Consider the following 17,296-nt stretch of genomic DNA (forward strand, 5'->3'; position numbering starts at 1 on the left):
CCGCGCGGGATTAGAGCTTGAGAAGGCGTTTCCAGAAGAACTGTATGGTTCCGCGATCCGTCGGGGGCTGCTGCCGGTCCAGCCTTTTGGCCAGCTCCACGAACGCCCTGGCTGCAGGCGAGCCGGGATAGGCGTCCAGCAGGGCTTTCTGCTGCCTCACGGCTTGGGGAACACTGGAATCTCGAGGGATACAGCCGATGTAGTCCAGGGAGAGTCCGTCCAGGAAGTGGTCGGCCACGCGGCTGATCTTCCCGAAGACCGCCCGGCCCTCCCGGTCGTCTTCCACCGAATTTGCAAGGATCTTGAAATTACGTTCCCCGTGCCGTGTGTAGAGGACTTTCACCAGGGCGTACGCGTCGGTGAGCGATGTGGGTTCCGGGGTCACTACCACGATCTTTTCCTGGGCGGCGAGGTTGAAATAGAGAACGGTGTCGGAGATACCGGCTCCGGTATCGATGATGAGGATGTCCAGATCGTCTTCGATGTCGTCGAGCATGTCCAGCAGGAGGAGTTTCTGTTCATCGGTGAGTTGGGTCAGCTGTTGAACCCCGGAAGTCGAAGGCATGATCTGGATCCGGCCGGGCCCGCCGACCAGGACGTCCGCCAGGCGTTTGGTTCCCGCCAGCACGTGGCTGATGTTGTAGACCGGCGCCAGTCCGAGCAGGATGTCCACGTTGGCCAGGCCCAGGTCCGCGTCCATGATGAGTACTTTCTTGTTCAGCCGGTCGAAGGCGAGAGCCAGGTTCACCACAACGTTGCTTTTTCCCACCCCGCCTTTCCCGCTGCTGATGGACATGACTCGAACCGGCCGCTTCAACAACGACAGATCGGCCGAATCCGCTCCATTCCAATCGCGGACGTCAGGATATTTTTTCCGCAGTCCTAAGGCTTGATCCATGAGATTCCTTTCCGTCTGAACCGTTTTCGAACGGGAAGATAAAGCTGAGCAGGCGCTTCGGTGTAGCCGGAACCAGGTCTTCCGGAACTCTCTGCCCGGTGCCCAGGTAGGACACTGGGTGAGGAAACCGAAGAAGTTGGTTGATGATGGATGCAGGGCTGAGCGTTTCGTCGATTTTCGTAAAGATGAGGCTTCCCACTCCGAGAGGGCGGAAACGCTGCAGGATCTGTTTCACATCTTCATCCTTGGCCGTGGCACTCAGTACGAGAAAGTGGTGCAGGCCTTCGGTATCCCCGAAAATGCGGCCCAGATCGCCCACGTGTTCCGGGTGCAGGAAATTCCTTCCGATGGTGTCCACGAGAATCACGTCGTTGTGGTCGAGCTGACTCCGGGCCTGTTCAAATTCGCTGCGGTTTTGAGCCACCTGGAGGGGGACGTTCAGGATGTCCGTGTAGGTGCGCAGCTGATCCGTCGCCCCGATCCGATACGTGTCCAGCGAGATCACGGCGACGGCGATCCGGCGGCGCAGCTTGAGGTAGGCCGCCAGCTTGGCGAGCGTCGTTGTCTTGCCCACGCCCGTCGGGCCGACGAAGGTGTAAACGGCCGCCGTCTCCCGGGGTGGACTCAACCTGTCGAAGGGGCGACCGAACGCGATCCGGTCAAGGAGTTGACGGCGGAAGGTGTCGAGGACTTGTTCGGGTTCCCGCGCGGTTTCGTCCAATTGATCGAGTGTGCGTCTGAGCAGCAGAAACGTCTGCTTTTCGTCGAGTCCCCGCACCAGCAGGCGGTGGTAGAGATCCGTGACGGGGCGTTCCAACTGCAGTTCGCCGTAGAGTTTCTTCGAGGAAAGGAGAAGGGAGATCATGCCTCGAATTTCGTAAAGTTCGTCCTGAAGCCCCGAGGCATCGGGCCAGAACGGGACGAGGGCTTCCGATGTCTTTTCGGGTTCCACCGCCGCCATGATCTCCACCGCCGTTGCGCCTTTGGCCAGGGCCAGTTTCTTGTTCCCCAGGATGATGGCGTCATTCCCCAGTTCCTTTTTCACCTGTTCCAGGGCCAGGGCGATGGTGGGAGCACGGAAGGTTTTAACGTGCATGTTCGATCCTGATCACACCTATAGACCGTATTTCCAGCGGGCTGCTGAGTTCGCTGTGACTGATGACCATCACCTCGGGCAAGAATCGTTCCAAAAGCTTCCTCAGGTGGCGCCGAACCATGGGTGACGAGAGGATCACCGGGTGGTGGCCCAGGTTGACGGCTTTCTTGGCTTCCACGTTGATCGCCTGAACCAGCCGTTGAAGAAAGTCGGGATCCAGCGCCAGGAAGGACCCTTGGTCGGTTTTTTGAATGGATTTCAACAGCCTGTCTTCCAGTTCCGGGGCGAGGGTCAACACGTGCAGCACGCCGTCTTCGCTTTCGTAGCTTCGGGTGATGGTGCGTGCCAGCGCCTGGCGGACGTATTCGGTGAGGATTTCCGGGTCCTTTGAAACAGCCGCCTGGTCAGCCAGGGTTTCGCAGATGGTCTGGAGATCCCGGATGGGCACACGTTCGCGGATCAGATTCTGGAGTACCTTCTGGATGGTTCCCAGGGGCAGCGGGTTGGGCGTCAAATCTTCGATCAGCTTGGGATGAGATTCCGACAAGTGATCCAGCAGCCGCTGGACCGTCTGTCGTGTGAGGAGTTCATCCGCGTATTTTTTGAAAAGTTCGGTGAGGTGCGTGGCCACGACCGTGGAAAGGTCGATGACGGTATAGCCGGCCTTGACCGCCTGGTCGCGCCGGTTTTCCGGGATCCAGAAGGCGGGGAGGCCGAAGGCGGGATCCTTGGTGGGGACCCCGTCCAAAGGAGGGGCCTCGTCGCTGGTACTGAGCGCCAGCAGGTGGCCGAGCATGAGTTCCCCTTTGGCCACCGGGTTTCCTTTCAGAAGCAGGCGGTATTCGGAAGGTTTCAGCTGCAGGTTGTCCCGCACGTGAAGGGATGGAACGATGATGCCGTAGTCCAGGGCGAGCTGATTGCGGATGGCGCGGATGCGCGCCAGCAGGTCCCCTTGTTGACTTTCGTCCACCAGCGGGATGAGTCCATAGCCCACTTCCAGTTCCAGGATATCGAGGGATGGAGGAAGGGGCTGTCCTTTTTCCAGTTTCTCCGCATCGCCTTCCGCTCGCTCGCGTGCGGCGGCCTTTTCTCCGGTTTTTTTATTCCTCAGCGCATACGAAGCACCCGCAAGCCCGGATCCCACGAGAATCAAGGGCAGCGAGGGAAACCCCGGCATTATCGCCAGCCCCCAGAGCATGGCCCCGGCTATGGCCAGCGGCCTCGGCTGAAGGGCGAGCTGCTTTCCGAAGGCATGACCCATCCCCAGGTCCGACTCCGCCCGGCTCACCAAGATGCCCGCCGAGGTGGAAATGACCAGCGCTGGAATCTGAGAAACCAGGCCGTCGCCGACGGTCAGCAGCGTGTAATTTTTGAGAGCGTCCACGGCCGGCATGCCCTTTTGCAGAACGCCGATGGCGAGTCCGCCGATGATATTGATCAGGGTGATCAATATTCCCGCGATGGCGTCTCCCCGGACGAACTTGCTCGCACCATCCATGGTTCCATAGAAATCGGCTTCCCGAGTGATTTCCAGCCGGCGCCGGCGCGCGTCGCTTTCGTCGATGAGTCCGGCGTTGAGGTCCGCGTCGATGCTCATCTGCTTTCCGGGCATGGCGTCCAGAGTGAACCGTGCCGCCACTTCCGAAATGCGCTCGGTCCCCTTGGTGATCACCACGAAGTTGACGATCACCAGGATTACGAAGATGACCAGCCCAATGACGTAATTGCCCCCCACCACAAACTGGCCGAAGGCTTGAATGATGCCGCCCGCTGCGTCAGGCCCGGTATGCCCGTTGAGCAGGATGAGCCGGGTGCTGGCCACGTTGAGCGAAAGGCGGAAGAGGGTGGTGACCAGCAGCAGTGAGGGAAAAATTCCAAAATCCAGCGGCTTGACGGTGTAGATGGTGGTGAGGAGCACCAGGAGTCCGAAGGACAGGTTGACGGCGAGAAAAATGTCCAGGAGACCGCTCGGAATGGGCATCAACATCACCGCCAGGATCGTCACCACGGCGACGCCCATCATAGCGTCGCTGTCGGAAAGTCTCCTCACGCGCTGCCACAGGTGGTTCACGCTTCCGGCGGTCGACTCCATCGTTTTCCTTCAGCCTCCTTAAGTGGGCAACCCTGCCCGCTGCTTATGGTGGTACACGTAGGCGAGTACTTTGGCGACGGCCCGGTAGAGCGCCGCGGGAATGGCGGCCTCCAGTAGTACCTGTTTATACAAGGCTCGTGCCAGCGGCGGGTTCTGAACCACCGGAATGCGGTGCCGGCGTGCGATCTTGATGATGTTCTGCGCCACCCGGTTCATCCCCTTGGCCACCACCTTGGGAGCTTCCATGTCCTGGCGGTAAAGGAGGGCCACGGCGTAGTGGGTCGGGTTGGTGATGACCACGCTCGCCTTGGGGACCTGGCTCATCATGCGCCGGCGCGCCAGGGCGCGCTGAAGCGACCGGATCCGCGACTTGACCTGCGGATTTCCTTCGGACTGCTTGTGTTCCTCTTTGACCTCCTGCTTGGTCATCATGAGGTCCTTCTGGTGCTGCCAGCGCTGGTACCTGTAGTCCAGAAGGCTCAACACTAAGAGAATCCCCCCCGCCCGGACGAGAAGTTTCAGGATGAGCGTGAAGAGGACCCCCAGGATGTCTTCGAGGCCACGGTCGGTCAGCGAAAGGATCAGGAGCCTTTCCGAGTGGATGACCGTCCCTGCGGCGTAGCCGACCGCAACGATCTTGACGATCGACTTGATCAGCTCCGAAAAGGAGCGCAGGTTGACCAGGCGCTTGACGCCTTCAAGGGGGTTCAGTTTGGAGAGCTTCGGCTCTATGGCCTGAAAGGACAAGAGAAAGCCCCGGGTTTGGAGCAGGTTGGCGGCGATCGAAAAGACGAGCACCGTGAGAGCGACGGGGGCGATCATCGTGAAAAGGTGACCGATGATCTGGACAAACAGCCCGGTTCCCAGGGTGCCTTCACCGACGGCTCGAAATCCCATCCCCCACAGCTGGTGCATGAGTTCCCGGGTTTCGGAGGTCAGGGTTTCCGCGTGAAAGAAAAGGACGGCGACTCCCGCGGCGAGTCCGATCAAGCCGTTGAGTTCGCGGCTCTTGGGAATGTTGCCGCGCTTTCGGGCTTCTGACAGTCGCTTGCCCGTCGGTTTTTCGCTTTTGTCCTGGCTTCCGGCCATCGTCAGTCTACAGCGTCAAAGTGGGTGTGCATCCGTCAAAACGTTGGCTCGCTGCGGATCACCTTCCGGGCCGGGTCGGGTCGGATCACATCTGCAGCGCCTGGAAAAATCGAAAGAGCGTCTTCAGGTAAAGGCCGACGGCGTGTCCCCAGCTGGGAAGCGACGAGAGGGTAAAGAAAAGTCCCAAGACGATGGTAAGGGGGAGGCTCACGATCAGCACGTTGATCTGAGGGGAGAACTTGGCGATGATCCCGAGCCCCGCCTGGGTGATCAGCAGCACGGCCGTGACGGGAGCGGCGATCTTCACGGCGATGAGAAACATCTGTGTCGAAAGGGCCAAGACTTTCCCATACAGCCTGGCATCGGCAAGGAATCCTCCGAGAGGGATCGTCCGAAAGCTTTCCACCAGCGCTTTCAGGATGACCAGGTGGCCGTCCATGGAAAAGAAAATGAGCGTTGCGATCACCTGAAGCCATTGGCTGAAGAGCACCTCCTGAGTTCCGTATTGCGGATCCACCACCTGCGCGAAGCCCAGCCCCATCTGAAACGTAATGAGTTGCCCGGCCATCTGGAAAGCGCCCAGAATCAGGTGCATGGAAAGGGCAAAAACCGTGCCCAGCAGGATCTCTCCGATGACCGCGCGCGCAAGGCCCGCTGGATTCAACGGAAGCGGCTCCAGTTCCCCCCGGACCAACGGGAAGAGCATGAAGGCCAGCGATACCACGGCCAGCACCTTGACGTGGTTGGGGACCGCCCGGGTTCGAAAGATGGGAAGGAGAAAAAACGTGAGGCTCAATCGCAGAAGAACGGCGAGAAGGAGTCGCACCTGTATCGGGTCGATGGTGAAGACCACAGTCTGCCTCCCGCAAGCGACGGTTTCCCGGATGCCGGAACGCCGATGCCTATCCGATCCAATGGGGCAGGTTTTGAAATATCTCCCGCGTGAAATCGATCATTTTGCCCGTCATCCACGGCCCGAAAACCAGGAGGGAAATGAAAGTGATCACGATTTTCGGCACGAAAGTGATGGTCATTTCCTGAATCTGGGTGACGGCTTGAAAGATCCCGATGAGGACTCCCTCAATCAGGCTGATCAACAAGATGGGAAGACTCACGAGCAGCATGGTTTCCAGGGCCTGCCGGGCGATTCCGATCACCAGTTCTTGGGTCATGGGACACCTCTAATGGAAGCTCTGCACGAGGGACGTCACCAGCAGGTTCCAGCCGTCCACCAGAACGAAGAGCATGAGCTTGAAGGGAAGGGAAATCATGACCGGCGGCAGCATCATCATGCCCATGGAAAGGAGGATGCTCGAGACCACCATGTCGAGGATAATAAAAGGAATATACAGGAGAAAACCGATCTGAAAGGCCGTCTTGAGCTCGCTCAGCACAAACGCCGGAATCAGGGTGGCAAGGGGGAGCTGACGGGCGTTTTCGGGCGGCTTCTCTCGGGACAGGGTGACGAACAGCTTGAGGTCGTTTTCTCTCGTCTGTTTCAGCATGAAGTCCCTCATTGGTTCGGCCGCTCGCTCGAGAAACTCTTCCCCCGAAATCTCACCTTCCCGGTACGGCGCCAGCGCTTCCGCCTGGATCCGATGCCACACGGGCTGCATGATGAAGAAGGTGAGAAAAAGCGCCAGGCCGACAATCACCTGGTTGGGTGGAGACTGCTGGGTGCCGAGGGCGGTTCGCATGAAGGAAAGGACGACGGCCAGGCGAGTGAACGAGGTGGTGAGAATAAGCAGCGATGGTGCGAGGGAAAGAACGGTCAGGAGAAAGACGATCTCGATCACCGTGGATACCTGTTCGGGGCCGTTCGGGCCGTCCAGCCGGAACTGGAGTCCAGGCAATTGAACGTCGGCGCCCAGAGCCGCGGAAGGAAAGACCGGGGCGGCCGCCACAAGTAAGAAGGCCAGGGTGCGGGGCTGCAGGATGCGCCCGGCTCTGGTGAAAACGGAAAAAGGCATGGCGAGGATTCGTCCCCCTTTCGCTTCAGCCGCGTTTTTCGGCTGAAGGGTCCAAGACGGTGGCGGCGGAAGGAGAGGGATCACGGGGCGGGTCGATGGGGGTGAGCAGCCGAATACCTTCCGGGGAAAGTCCGAGCAGGTAATGCTTCTCCCCCGCGGTCACCACCACCAGCGAATGCCGGGGACCCAGCGCATGGCGCGCTCTTACCTGGACCCACGCGTCGGCTGCGGCGGGGCGCAGCCGGATTCCCCAGCGCTTCAAGGCATACTGGGCGCCGAAAAGCACCCCCAACACAACCCCCAGCCCCATGAGCATCTTGGCGATCTGAATCCCTGTCTCCAAAGGCGGAATCCTCTTTTATTCCAGATGAATTGATCAGCCGAGCTGTTTCACCCGTTCCAGGGGGCTGATGATGTCGGTGATGCGAACCCCGAACTTTTCATTCACCACGACCGCTTCGCCTCGGGCCACCAGTTTCTGGTTGACGAGGATTTCCAAGGGTTCGCCGGCGAACTTGTTGAGTTCCACGATGGAACCCTGCCCCAATTGCAGGAGGTCGTTGATGAGGAGCTTGGTACGACCGAGTTCCACTGAGACCTCCAGAGGCAGGTCGAGGATGAAATCCAGGCCCCGGGATTCGGCCTTTCCGGACCCGTTTTCGATTCCCCTGGCGGCCGGGTTCTTGGTCTCTTCCTGGCTCACGTTCGGGGCGTCCATCGGATCGAGTCCCGGCTTCTCTTGCGGGGGCTGACTCGCGCTCATGGGTTGACTCCTGTCCAATGACTTCAGAACCTGGGAGGCGGAATGACCTCTTCAATCTGAATGGCCAGACTCCCTTTGTGAACTCCAGCGGCCGCCTTGTACTTCTGGACGCCTTCCACGAAGACCCTCAGCGGATGTTGCACATCCTGGTCCAACACCAGCACGTCCCCCACGTGGAGCTGCAGCAGGTCCCGCCCCTTGATGGTCGCACGTCCCAGCTGGACGACCACCTCGACCGGCACTTCCTGCAGCCGCCGCACGAACCGGTCGATCCACTCCTGGTCCACTTCCAGCTGGTCGCTCTGGTAGCTGGCGGAAAGCTTGGAACGAATTGGTTCGATGGTTGAATAGGGGAGGCAGAGGATGATCTTTCCGATGAGGTTCTCCAGTTCCAGTTCGTAGTGAACCACGATGACCAGTTCGGTCGGCGGTACGATGCTGGCGAACTGAGGGTTGACTTCGGAGCGCACGAATTCAAATCGCACGGGCATCACCGGCTTCCATGCCTGTTCCAGGTCGTTCAGAGCCATGCGCACCACCTTGTGGATCACGCGCTGCTCGATGGACGTGAAATCGCGGCCCTCGATCTTGAAGGTGCTCCGCCCTGTCCCTCCGAAAAAGCAGTCGACCAGGTTGAAGATCAGCCGGCTTTCCACGACCAGGAGCACGTGGCCCCTGAGCGGGTCCATCTTCAGGATGTGCAGGCTCGTCGGCACAGGGAGCGTCCTCAGGAAGTCCCCGAACTTGATCATTTCCTTCTGGGTCACCGTAATGTCGATGATCCGCTGAAGGGTGCTCGAGAGGGTGATGCGGTGGAGCCGTGCGTAGCGGTCGTTGATGATTTCGAGGGTGGGCATGCGCCCGCGGATGATCCGGTCCTGGCTCGTAAGATCGTAGGGCCGAACGCCGTCCTGGTCTAGGTCCTCCTCGGCCTGCTCCGCTTCTATGGTGCCGTTGGAAAGCCCCTTGAGGAGCGCATCCACTTCCTCTTGGCTCAGGACCTGTTCCATGAATCCACCTGCGTCAAGTTATTGAACCAGAAATTCGGTGAAATAGATGTCTTCCACCTGGCCCTGTCGGAGCAGACGGTTCATCTGGGCCATCAGGGCTCGCTTGAGCGCCATCTTCCCGGAAAGCGTGCTGATGTCATCGCGTTCTTTGCTGGAAAGCAGCATCAGCACGGCGTCCCGAAGTTCGGAATTCCTTTCGGTGAATTCGGCCGCCGTTTGAGGGTTGCTCAGGCGGAGCCGCATGGTCAACTTCAAGTATCGTTCTCCCTGGGGATCCGAGAGGTTGACCAGAAACGTTTCCATGTCTTGAAGGACGGGCTTTGGGGACGCCGGAGCGGGACTCATGGGAAGCGGCAGACCTCCCTTGGCCGAAAAATAAGACCATGCGGCGAACCCGCCGCCGGCGAGAACCACGACTATCACCACCCCCATGACGATCTTGACCAGGGGAAACTTCTTTTTCGCCGGGGCTTCGGCGGGCTTGGCGTCCGGCTTCTTTTTTTCCATGAACTCTTACCTCCTGCGAAACCGATGGGTCCTTGCATTCCTTTGTCCAGGGCCGAGGCGACCTCAGTCGAAGCGGCTGGCGCGGGCTTTGGGCGGCACGAAGGAATGCAGCTTCTGCTCTATGATCCGCGGGTTTTCCCCGTTGGCCACAGCCACGATGCCGCTGATGATCATCTCCTTGACGAGCGTCTCTTCCTGGCTGCGCTTCCTCAACTTTCCGGCCATGGGAAGGCAGACCAGGTTCGCGGCGACGGCTCCGTAGAACGTGGTGAGCAGGGCCACCGCCATGGCGGGTCCAATGGTGCTGGGGTCCTCCATGCTTGAGAGCATCTGCACCAGGCCGATGAGGGTACCGATCATCCCCATGGCCGGAAAGAACGTGGCCATGGTGTTCAGGACCTCAGCCCCGGACCGGTGCCGCTCTTCAAGGTATTCGATTTCCGTCTCCAGGATCTCCTTGATGGAATCGGGTTCCATCCCGTCCACCGTGAGCTGCAACCCCTTGACCATGAAGGGATCGTCCACGTTGGCCAGCTCCGATTCCAAGGCCAGGATTCCTTCTCTCCGCGATTTGTTGGCGAATTCCACGAATCGGTCCACCACCTCCTGGGTGCTCCACACCCGGGTGAAAAAGACGTTCTTCGCTACGTTCATGACGCTCAGGACGTCTCGGATGGGATAATGGATCATGGTGGCTCCGATGGTGCCGCCGAAGACGATGAAGATGGAAGGAATGTTGAAAAAGAGCGTGAGGCTGCCACCGATCATGATGGAGATGAGGACCAGGGCGAAGGCCGAAAAAATTCCGATCAATGTTGCGATGTCCATGAGAGTGCGCCACCTGCCGGTTAAGCCGTCGCTTTCGTGATGCCCTTCTCCGGGCGGACTGTCCGCGTCTTACCCATGGGGGTTGAACAGGCAGAGAGCAACGAATGTGCCATGGCTTTCGAAGCCAAAGCCGGTAGGCGGAAAGAAGGGGAAGGATCTGGGCCGGAGAGCCGGGGTTCGAACCGGCGGTGGAAGGCGTTTTCGCCCAAAGAGTCAAAACCGTGACTCCTTGGAGGAAGGAACCGCCGCAGCGCCCCGCCGTCCAAGGCGCAACGGCGGAGCATTACGGGGCGGCTTGGTTTCGGAGGAACGCGTCGCCGGTTCGAGCCGCGTTAACGAACCATGTTGACCGCGACATCCAGAAGCGCGGCAGCTGTGGTGATGGTTTTGGAGTTGGCGTTGTAGCTGGCCTGGTAGGTGATCATGTTGACCATTTCCTTGGCGATGTCCACGTTGGAACCTTCGATGGTGTAACTGAATAGGTTGCCTCGGATGCCGTCGCCGGCTGTTCCGTGGATGGGAAACTTGGACTCGGGCCCCTGGGTGTAAAGGTTGCTTCCCTGGCGGATCAGGCCGTTGTTGTTGGCGAAGGTGCTCACCCGGAGCTGACCGTCCAGGATGGGCTGCGGGTCCATGTTGGCATAAAGAAACTGAATCTCAGGCGGATCGGTGTTTGGGTTGGGAGCCGTTACTTCCATGGAATAATGTCCTTCAGGCAGGGCCGCCGGCCAGGTGATATCGCCGTTTTCCACCAGCTTGGCCAGATCGATGGTTCCGTAGAAGCAATCGTTGGTGCCGTCACCGTCGGCATCGTGGTTATAGAGGGTGTTGTTCAGGGTAATGGTGCCGGTGACGGTCGGATTTTCGCGGTCGGTGATGGTGATGGTGACGTCGCCGAAGGAAGCCGTGTCGTACGCTTCGGTGAAATAGAGTGTCCCCCCGAAAAGCTCAGGGCTCCCGGTCGCTTCCAGCGAATAATAGGTGAGGTACTGCGGATCGGTGGGTGTCCCCCAGATTTGGCCGTTGCTGTCGATGTAGTAGTTGGTGTACCAGGCGTCCTGAGGAGAATCCACCTTGATGGCTTCCCCGGCGCGGCTGAGCACATGATAGCCCAGCTCGTTCACCAAGTATCCGTCTTTGTCCATGTGGAAGCCTCCGTCGCGCGTGTAGTAGATGTTGTTGGTGTTCGGGACCTGTACCGAGAAGAAGCCTTCCCCGTTGATGGCTACGTCCGACCAGCGCGTGGTGCTGAGAAGCGATCCCTGAGAGAATTCGGTCACGATCCCCATAATGGCGGTTCCCGCCCCTTCACGGTCCCTGTCTCTCGACAGCGTCGGGTAGTAACCTGCCACCATGTCCCCGAACCGGGCACTGTTCGTCTTGTACGCGGTGGTGTTGGAGTTGGCGATGTTGTCGCCGACGACCGTGAGCGCGGTGCTCGAGCTGTTCAGGCCGCTGACTCCGATGTTCATGGCTTGACTGATTCCCATGGCCTCTTACCTCCCTGTACAGTCCAAAGTTGTATAGCTTTTCAGAAAAATAATCGGTAGCGCTCTAAAGTGGAGACCTTAAGCAAAAAGGTTAACAAAGGTCAAAAAATCCCCCCTCTCCCCCTCCCCTTAATCCCCTCCCACAAGGGGAGGGGAAATAGGATTTGTACTCGTTCCCAAGCTCCGGCTTGGGAACGCCCTCAATCGAAGCTGGAGCGTCTCCACAGTTGTGTTCCCAAGCTGGAGCTTGGGAACAAGAAGACAAAGGCAAGCCGGCTCCTACAAAAACTCACAAGGAGGTGCCTTCCGTCGGCGTCGGTTCAGGGGTCGTGTCCCGAATGTGAAGCAATGCCCCGATGGGCACCTTCAGTCCGTCGGCGTCTCCAAGAACCAGGTAGGACTGACCTTCCTCCATGTTGAAACCGTAAACGGAATCGCTCACGGTGGTCGTCGCTTCCAGGGGCTGCCCCTGCGCGCCCGTCGCTTCCACCTGGAACGTGTAGACTCCGTCCGTAACCGTTTTGCCTTTGGAATCGGTTCCATCCCAGGCCAACGCGTGTTCACCCGCTTCCAAGACTCCCATATCGAGCGTCCGAACCACACGGCCGTCGGCGTCCTGTATGGAAACGGTCACTTCGGCCGGCGCCTCCAGTCGGAAGCCTCCCTGGGAGACCTCACCGCCGTTCACGCGGACCCGGTCGTCTGCGGCTGTCACGTGTTTTCCGATCAGGGTGAGAAGTTGGGTGTTGTTGATGGATGACAAGTAGTTCTGCTGAGTCTGGAGCGTGCCGTTGATTTGAGTGAGCTGCTCCACCGTGCTGAATTGAGCCAGCTGGGCTGCCATTTCGTGGGATTCCATGGGATTCGTGGGATCCTGGTGCTGAAGCTGAGTCGTGAACATGAGCAGAAACGATCCCATGTCGGCGATGGTCTTCTTCGGGCCGTCCGACGGGACGGGTCCCTGAGCGGCCGGCAGCGTATACGACGGCTGATACGAATTGACGTTCATGACGGCATCCTCATAAAAGATTGCTTCAAAGCGCGGGTGGTCATGCCACCAGACTGATGGTCTGCCCGTCATTCAGGCGGCGGGCAGTCGCGGGCAGAACGCCCGCGGACAGGGGTTTCTTCTCTGAGGCCGTCCCGGTCCCCGAGCCTGGATCGACCTTGGCCTCGTCCGGGGAAAATCGGCCATGTTCCTTTTCCTTACGCACGTCCACGGAAAAGGACCCCAAGGTGATGCCCTGTTCGGCGAGCATCTGGCGAAGAAAACCGGCGTTCCGTGCCAGAAGCTCCCGAACCTGCTCGTGCTCCGCCGTGATCCACGTACTGACCTGATCGTTTCGGGTCTCCACGCGGAGCACCAGCTTCCCCAGGTGTTTCGGTTCCACTTCCAGCGTCAGCCGATGGCGGTTTTGTCGGATCATTTCCTGGAAGCGCTCCGCCACAACAGAAGGCCACGTGGAGCTGTAGAACGGCACCCGGGATTCAATGCTCGGTTGATTGACTGCCGGGGAAGGACCGGCACCATCCAGCTTCAGCGAGACGATCTGCCCAATGGCCCGCTGGAAACCTGACCCGGACCGCAGGTTGTCGCCGCTCCCGGGGTTCTCTCCGCCGGAGGCGGGCTCCGCCGTCAAAGGACTCCCTTTGAGACCGGCCGTTTCAGCCTCGAAAAGCGAACCGGGGGAACCGTGTCCATGGGACGGATTCTCCTGTTTCCCCGTGTTTTCATTGCCACTGGAAGACGCGGAAGGCGCCGGTGGGGTCGGTGAATCCGATTTTTCCAGCGGGGCCCGTTCTCCGGCTTGAGCCTGTCGCGACCCATGGGTGCGCCCCAGACCTTCCATTTCAGTCGGAGCCGCCGCGGGAAGCCCGTTCTTGGCCTGATCAGCCGCTTTCACGGAGGCGTGTTCGAGCTGTTCCGGGGCTGATGCACCGCTCGGCGGCTCCGTGTTCACGGTTTCAACGAAAGCGCGGGGATTCGGTTTCACGGGATTGGCTCCTTCGGTTTGCGGCTGCGATGGAGGCGCGCCTTCTGCGCTTTCGTTCAGCGCTGCGGAATCGCCGGAGTTCAAGGTGGATTCGGCGGAGGAAGTCCCCGGGCGTTGATCGGCATGCGCGGCCAAGACCTTCGGCGCCTTGAAGTCCCGGGGTCTGGGCGGATCGGTCAATGGTTCCGACGCGAGTCCCGGTTCCGATTCAGTCCATTCCACGGGGTCCTTTGCCGTGGGTTCTCCATCCTCGGGCGCCTTGGTATCCCCGAAAAGCGATTCATCGCTCTTGGAAAAATTCGGCATGGTGTTCCACGAACGCTTGGGATTCGATGGCCCGTTCGGCGAAGGAGTGTTCCCGCTCGAATCTTCCTCCGCCCTCCCATCCGTCCGTCCGCCGGCGTCGCCCTTAAACCTCATCGCGTCGTCGTTCTCCTCACTGAAGGCGGCGTCCCGGGACACCTTGTCCGCGATCCGTTCGAGCATTTCCTTGAATTCGGCCGCGCTGTAGGAGCCGGTTTTCCTGACGGCAACGTCTTCGGAGACCCCTTCGACCGGTCCGCCGTTGTAAAGAAGTGTCTCCAGTAGATTCGCCACGTGTTCAGCCGGGGCGGCGGGGACTTCCGTTATGGACTGTGCCGCCGGCTTTTCGGAAAGCGCCGCCATGAGGGCATCCAAACGGATATGTCGGTCACCGCCGGCCGCTTCAAGGCATGCCGCCCTGCATTCAGGGGAAAAGCCTAACTGCGCCAGGATCTCCTGAAGCCCCTGAACATCCCCCAGGGCCAATTCTTCTTCGACCTTCTTCCGTTTCAACCGGAGCGCCCCGGCCAGCCGCGCTCGATCTTCGAAGTGCTGGAAGAGAGAGAGTCGCTGCGGCGCGTTCAACGTGTCATCGTTTCCCGGGGATGCCTTCGATTTTCCAAGAAGCAGGTTCTCCTGTGTCTTCATTTCCTTGGTGAAATCGGAATCCAGGATGGTTCTTCCGATCTTTCGATGTTCGGCCGCTGTGACGTTTTCCAGAAGTTGAGCGGAGTTGAGCAGGATCGCGACCATGGTTTCCTCGTCTTCGAGAAGGGGGCTTCGATTTCGACCGGATGTAGAGCAACGGGAGTGCCAAATGAGCCGGCCTATAGAAGTGGTGTGAATACAGCATCTTATCCGTGGGGTCCGGGGGTTGGCCTTCATGAACGGACATGAGGCGGGCAACTTTTGCCGCCTCGGGCTGCAATTGCTTCCCAGCCGCCTGGATGCGCCGATGCCCCGCCCGCCCCCATCGGCCCGATGGCGGGCCTCCTACAGGTGGCCCGGTGTGGGAGCGGCGCCCGGTTGTAGGAACGGCGCCCCCGCCGCGATGAACCAACGGGCGGGCGCCTTGATGAAAAACCGGGCCAATCCCCTGTAGGAGCCGGCTTGCCGGCGATGAGGGTCAATGCGGTATTGCCGGTTTTGCGAGTCGCGGGCAAACCCGCTCCTAGAATCCCTGCGCTCTCCACATTATTCCCAAGCTCCACCACCCACCTTGTTCCCAAGCTCCAGCTTGGGAACGGCCTGCCCGGGAAGCTCCAGCTTCCCGTACTCAACAGAAATTTGGAAACTGAAAAATTTGACCTGACCTCTCAATAATCTCCCGAACAGCCGCAGCAACTCGGGGTAACGTAGCCTGGATTAATGTGAGGAGGCCGGGCTGCAATGGAGAAGTTCCCAAAGTCATCATTTTGAATCAAGAGTTGGTTCGTGAGAAGCTGCGTCTGAAAAAGTATGATGACGTATGCCTCAGCGATTGAGGTCGTCTTGATGAGTTTGTCCATTTCATCATCTCTTTGTAGGGGGGAGAAAGGAATCACCCCCATGCAGAATCTGAGCCTTTCAGCCGAAAAACCGACGTGGATGTGCGCCTTCAAACAAGGGATCTGACCTATTCACGCTCCAGCCGGCATCTCTCAACGGGACGTTCAGACCCTCGATCACCCCAAACGGCCCACTGGACACTTCTGTGGAAAATGGGTGTCGCTGCCATCCGAGCGCACCAGACGTGGAGATCGTATTCACGACCTTGCTGTTCGGGTCTACCTTCCATTCGATGAAGCGGGAAGCTTGACCGACAAGGAAGAGCCAACCGTGCGGATCCTTTGTAGGAGGGGGTTTGACCGTCGATGGGGGTCGCTTGCAGGAGCGGCCTTGGCCGCGACCAGGGTCGGCGAGAAGCCGGCTCCTGGGGACAAGGGCCTGAAACCTATTCCCGGACAAGCTCCTAGGAGCTTGTCCGGGAATGCCGGTTTTGGCCGTTTTGGGTACGCTAAGTGTGCTAAATTGCGCTGCCCCAAGGGGCTTTTGATGCTGAGTTCTCGGACAGGTTCCTAGAGGCCGAAAATGCTGACACTGCACACGCTGAAGGAAGGGATCCCACCCAGGTTGTGGGTAAGGCCCAGGGTCGGGTTGGGGATCTGGCGCTCACCCGCCTTGTGCTGCAGCTGCTTGACCACTTCGTAGATCATCCGGATGCCGGAAGCCCCGATGGGGTGGCCGAAACACTTGAGTCCGCCGTCGCTCTGGCAGGGAATCTTTCCTTCCAGGTCGAAGAGACCCTCATTAACGTCCAGGATGGCCCGGCCTCGCGGCGAAATCCCCAGGTCTTCGTAGGTTACGAGTTCGGTGATGGAAAAGCAGTCGTGGACTTCAAGGATGCTCAATTCGTCCCGTGGGTTCTTGATGCCGGCTTCCGCATAGGCCCGTGCGGCCGCTTCCGTGGTGGTCTTCAAATAAGAGCCGTCCCAGGAGGTGGTGAGCATTTCTTCGCCGGATGTGGCGGCGATCTGGAGTGCTTTCACGAAGACCGGGTCCTTCCTCAAGCTGCGTGCGATTTCCGGCGTCGTAACGATCGCCGCCGCCGCCCCGTCGCTCACCCCGCAGCAGTCGAAGAGCCCCAGCGGCCACGCGATGATGGGAGCCTTGAGCACCTGTTCCGGGGTGACGGGCTTTCGAAGGTGCGCCCTGGGGTTCAGGGCCCCGGCGCGGTGGCTCTTGCTGGAAATCTTCGCGAGGGCCCGCTTTCCTTCTTCCGGGTCGATCCCGTACTTGGCGAAGTACCGGGTGGCAAGCAGCGCGAAGGCGCCCGGGGCGGTGAAGTTGGGAAGGGTGAAGTGCTGGAAGACCCCCATGGCCGTATCGAACCCGGGAAGCCCCCCATAGCCGGTGTCTTTGAGCTTTTCCACGCCGACGGCCAGGGCTATCCGGGAGGCGCCGGCCGCTACGGCGTAGCAGGCGCCGCGAAAGGCTTCCGTTCCGGTCGCGCAGAAGTTCTCCACCCGGGTGACCGGGAGGTTCGGCAGCTTCAGAGTCTGCGACAGGGGGATGCCGCTTTTTCCAACGTTCACTTCGTCGAAGCAGGTGCCGAGCCAGGCCGCGTCGATTTCGCGCCGTTCGATCCCTGCGTCTTCCATGGCTTCCATAAAGGCTTCCAGTATGAGGTCTTCAGCGGCGGCGTCCCAGCGTTCGCCGAAGCGGGTGCATCCCATGCCGATGATGGCGACTTTGTCCTTGATACCGATGGCCATGG

The 17,296-nt window shown here is 59.7% G+C and carries 16 protein-coding genes; all 16 read right to left on the reverse strand.

Features of this window, described 5'->3' with window-relative positions:
- Positions 1 to 10 precede the first annotated feature (10 nt).
- Complete coding sequence (locus tag FDQ92_RS11265) at positions 11 to 898, reverse strand: MinD/ParA family protein (protein WP_137424983.1); 888 nt, start codon at positions 896 to 898, stop codon at positions 11 to 13.
- On the reverse strand, positions 861 to 1,994 hold the full coding sequence (locus tag FDQ92_RS11270) for a flagellar biosynthesis protein FlhF (protein ID WP_137424984.1): 1,134 nt from the start codon (positions 1,992 to 1,994) through the stop codon (positions 861 to 863). Before FDQ92_RS11270 ends, FDQ92_RS11265 begins: the two co-directional genes overlap by 38 nt.
- Positions 1,984 to 4,086, reverse strand: a complete 2,103-nt coding sequence (flhA, locus tag FDQ92_RS11275; protein ID WP_137424985.1) for a flagellar biosynthesis protein FlhA — start codon at positions 4,084 to 4,086, stop codon at positions 1,984 to 1,986. Before flhA ends, FDQ92_RS11270 begins: the two co-directional genes overlap by 11 nt.
- A gap of 18 nt (positions 4,087 to 4,104) precedes the next feature.
- Positions 4,105 to 5,175 carry a flagellar biosynthesis protein FlhB gene (gene flhB, locus FDQ92_RS11280; protein WP_137424986.1) on the reverse strand — a complete coding sequence of 357 codons (1,071 nt, stop codon included), beginning with the start codon at positions 5,173 to 5,175 and terminating at the stop codon, positions 4,105 to 4,107.
- Positions 5,176 to 5,260: 85 nt separating this feature from the next.
- On the reverse strand, positions 5,261 to 6,028 hold the full coding sequence (gene fliR, locus FDQ92_RS11285) for a flagellar biosynthetic protein FliR (protein WP_170180317.1): 768 nt from the start codon (positions 6,026 to 6,028) through the stop codon (positions 5,261 to 5,263).
- 49 nt (positions 6,029 to 6,077) lie between these two features.
- Complete coding sequence (gene fliQ, locus FDQ92_RS11290; protein WP_137424988.1) at positions 6,078 to 6,347, reverse strand: flagellar biosynthesis protein FliQ; 270 nt, start codon at positions 6,345 to 6,347, stop codon at positions 6,078 to 6,080.
- 9 nt (positions 6,348 to 6,356) lie between these two features.
- Positions 6,357 to 7,145 carry a flagellar type III secretion system pore protein FliP gene (fliP, locus tag FDQ92_RS11295; protein WP_137424989.1) on the reverse strand — a complete coding sequence of 263 codons (789 nt, stop codon included), beginning with the start codon at positions 7,143 to 7,145 and terminating at the stop codon, positions 6,357 to 6,359.
- 25 nt (positions 7,146 to 7,170) lie between these two features.
- Positions 7,171 to 7,488: a FliO/MopB family protein gene (locus tag FDQ92_RS11300; RefSeq protein WP_137424990.1), complete on the reverse strand. Its 318-nt coding sequence runs from the start codon at positions 7,486 to 7,488 to the stop codon at positions 7,171 to 7,173.
- A gap of 33 nt (positions 7,489 to 7,521) precedes the next feature.
- Positions 7,522 to 7,908, reverse strand: coding sequence for a flagellar motor switch protein FliN (gene fliN, locus FDQ92_RS11305; protein WP_211341249.1), 387 nt, complete (start codon positions 7,906 to 7,908; stop codon positions 7,522 to 7,524).
- Between the two features lie 23 nt (positions 7,909 to 7,931).
- The gene (gene fliM / locus FDQ92_RS11310) at positions 7,932 to 8,918 is read right to left on the reverse strand and encodes a flagellar motor switch protein FliM (protein WP_137424991.1); all 987 of its coding nucleotides are present in this window, start codon (positions 8,916 to 8,918) and stop codon (positions 7,932 to 7,934) included.
- Positions 8,919 to 8,936: 18 nt separating this feature from the next.
- Positions 8,937 to 9,425 (reverse strand): flagellar basal body-associated FliL family protein, encoded by a 489-nt coding sequence (locus FDQ92_RS11315; RefSeq protein ID WP_137424992.1) that lies wholly within the window; start codon positions 9,423 to 9,425, stop codon positions 8,937 to 8,939.
- A gap of 63 nt (positions 9,426 to 9,488) precedes the next feature.
- On the reverse strand, positions 9,489 to 10,253 hold the full coding sequence (locus FDQ92_RS11320; protein WP_137424993.1) for a flagellar motor protein: 765 nt from the start codon (positions 10,251 to 10,253) through the stop codon (positions 9,489 to 9,491).
- Between the two features lie 332 nt (positions 10,254 to 10,585).
- On the reverse strand, positions 10,586 to 11,743 hold the full coding sequence (locus FDQ92_RS11325) for a flagellar hook-basal body complex protein (RefSeq protein ID WP_137424994.1): 1,158 nt from the start codon (positions 11,741 to 11,743) through the stop codon (positions 10,586 to 10,588).
- Between the two features lie 289 nt (positions 11,744 to 12,032).
- Positions 12,033 to 12,752: a flagellar hook assembly protein FlgD gene (locus FDQ92_RS11330; protein WP_170180318.1), complete on the reverse strand. Its 720-nt coding sequence runs from the start codon at positions 12,750 to 12,752 to the stop codon at positions 12,033 to 12,035.
- A 40-nt stretch (positions 12,753 to 12,792) separates the two neighbouring features.
- Positions 12,793 to 14,793, reverse strand: a complete 2,001-nt coding sequence (locus tag FDQ92_RS11335; RefSeq protein ID WP_170180319.1) for a flagellar hook-length control protein FliK — start codon at positions 14,791 to 14,793, stop codon at positions 12,793 to 12,795.
- Between the two features lie 1,304 nt (positions 14,794 to 16,097).
- On the reverse strand, positions 16,098 to 17,294 hold the full coding sequence (locus FDQ92_RS11340; protein ID WP_137424997.1) for an acetyl-CoA acetyltransferase: 1,197 nt from the start codon (positions 17,292 to 17,294) through the stop codon (positions 16,098 to 16,100).
- Positions 17,295 to 17,296: the final 2 nt, after the last annotated feature.

This window comes from Desulfoglaeba alkanexedens ALDC (assembly GCF_005377625.1).
GTDB classification, from domain to species: domain Bacteria; phylum Desulfobacterota; class Syntrophobacteria; order Syntrophobacterales; family DSM-9756; genus Desulfoglaeba; species Desulfoglaeba alkanexedens.

Bases quoted from the DNA above. Each gene is read 5' to 3' on its own strand.
- FDQ92_RS11265 (WP_137424983.1), bottom strand. From the start codon at position 898: ATGGATCAAGCCTTAGGACTGCGGAAAAAATATCCTGACGTCCGCGAT.
- FDQ92_RS11270 (WP_137424984.1), bottom strand. From the start codon at position 1,994: ATGCACGTTAAAACCTTCCGTGCTCCCACCATCGCCCTGGCCCTGGAA.
- flhA (WP_137424985.1), bottom strand. From the start codon at position 4,086: ATGGAGTCGACCGCCGGAAGCGTGAACCACCTGTGGCAGCGCGTGAGG.
- flhB (WP_137424986.1), bottom strand. From the start codon at position 5,175: ATGGCCGGAAGCCAGGACAAAAGCGAAAAACCGACGGGCAAGCGACTG.
- fliQ (WP_137424988.1), bottom strand. From the start codon at position 6,347: ATGACCCAAGAACTGGTGATCGGAATCGCCCGGCAGGCCCTGGAAACC.
- fliP (WP_137424989.1), bottom strand. From the start codon at position 7,145: ATGCCTTTTTCCGTTTTCACCAGAGCCGGGCGCATCCTGCAGCCCCGC.
- fliN (WP_211341249.1), bottom strand. From the start codon at position 7,908: ATGAGCGCGAGTCAGCCCCCGCAAGAGAAGCCGGGACTCGATCCGATG.
- fliM (WP_137424991.1), bottom strand. From the start codon at position 8,918: ATGGAACAGGTCCTGAGCCAAGAGGAAGTGGATGCGCTCCTCAAGGGG.
- FDQ92_RS11315 (WP_137424992.1), bottom strand. From the start codon at position 9,425: ATGGAAAAAAAGAAGCCGGACGCCAAGCCCGCCGAAGCCCCGGCGAAA.
- FDQ92_RS11320 (WP_137424993.1), bottom strand. From the start codon at position 10,253: ATGGACATCGCAACATTGATCGGAATTTTTTCGGCCTTCGCCCTGGTC.
- FDQ92_RS11325 (WP_137424994.1), bottom strand. From the start codon at position 11,743: ATGGGAATCAGTCAAGCCATGAACATCGGAGTCAGCGGCCTGAACAGC.
- FDQ92_RS11330 (WP_170180318.1), bottom strand. From the start codon at position 12,752: ATGAACGTCAATTCGTATCAGCCGTCGTATACGCTGCCGGCCGCTCAG.
- FDQ92_RS11335 (WP_170180319.1), bottom strand. From the start codon at position 14,793: ATGGTCGCGATCCTGCTCAACTCCGCTCAACTTCTGGAAAACGTCACA.
- FDQ92_RS11340 (WP_137424997.1), bottom strand. From the start codon at position 17,294: ATGGCCATCGGTATCAAGGACAAAGTCGCCATCATCGGCATGGGATGC.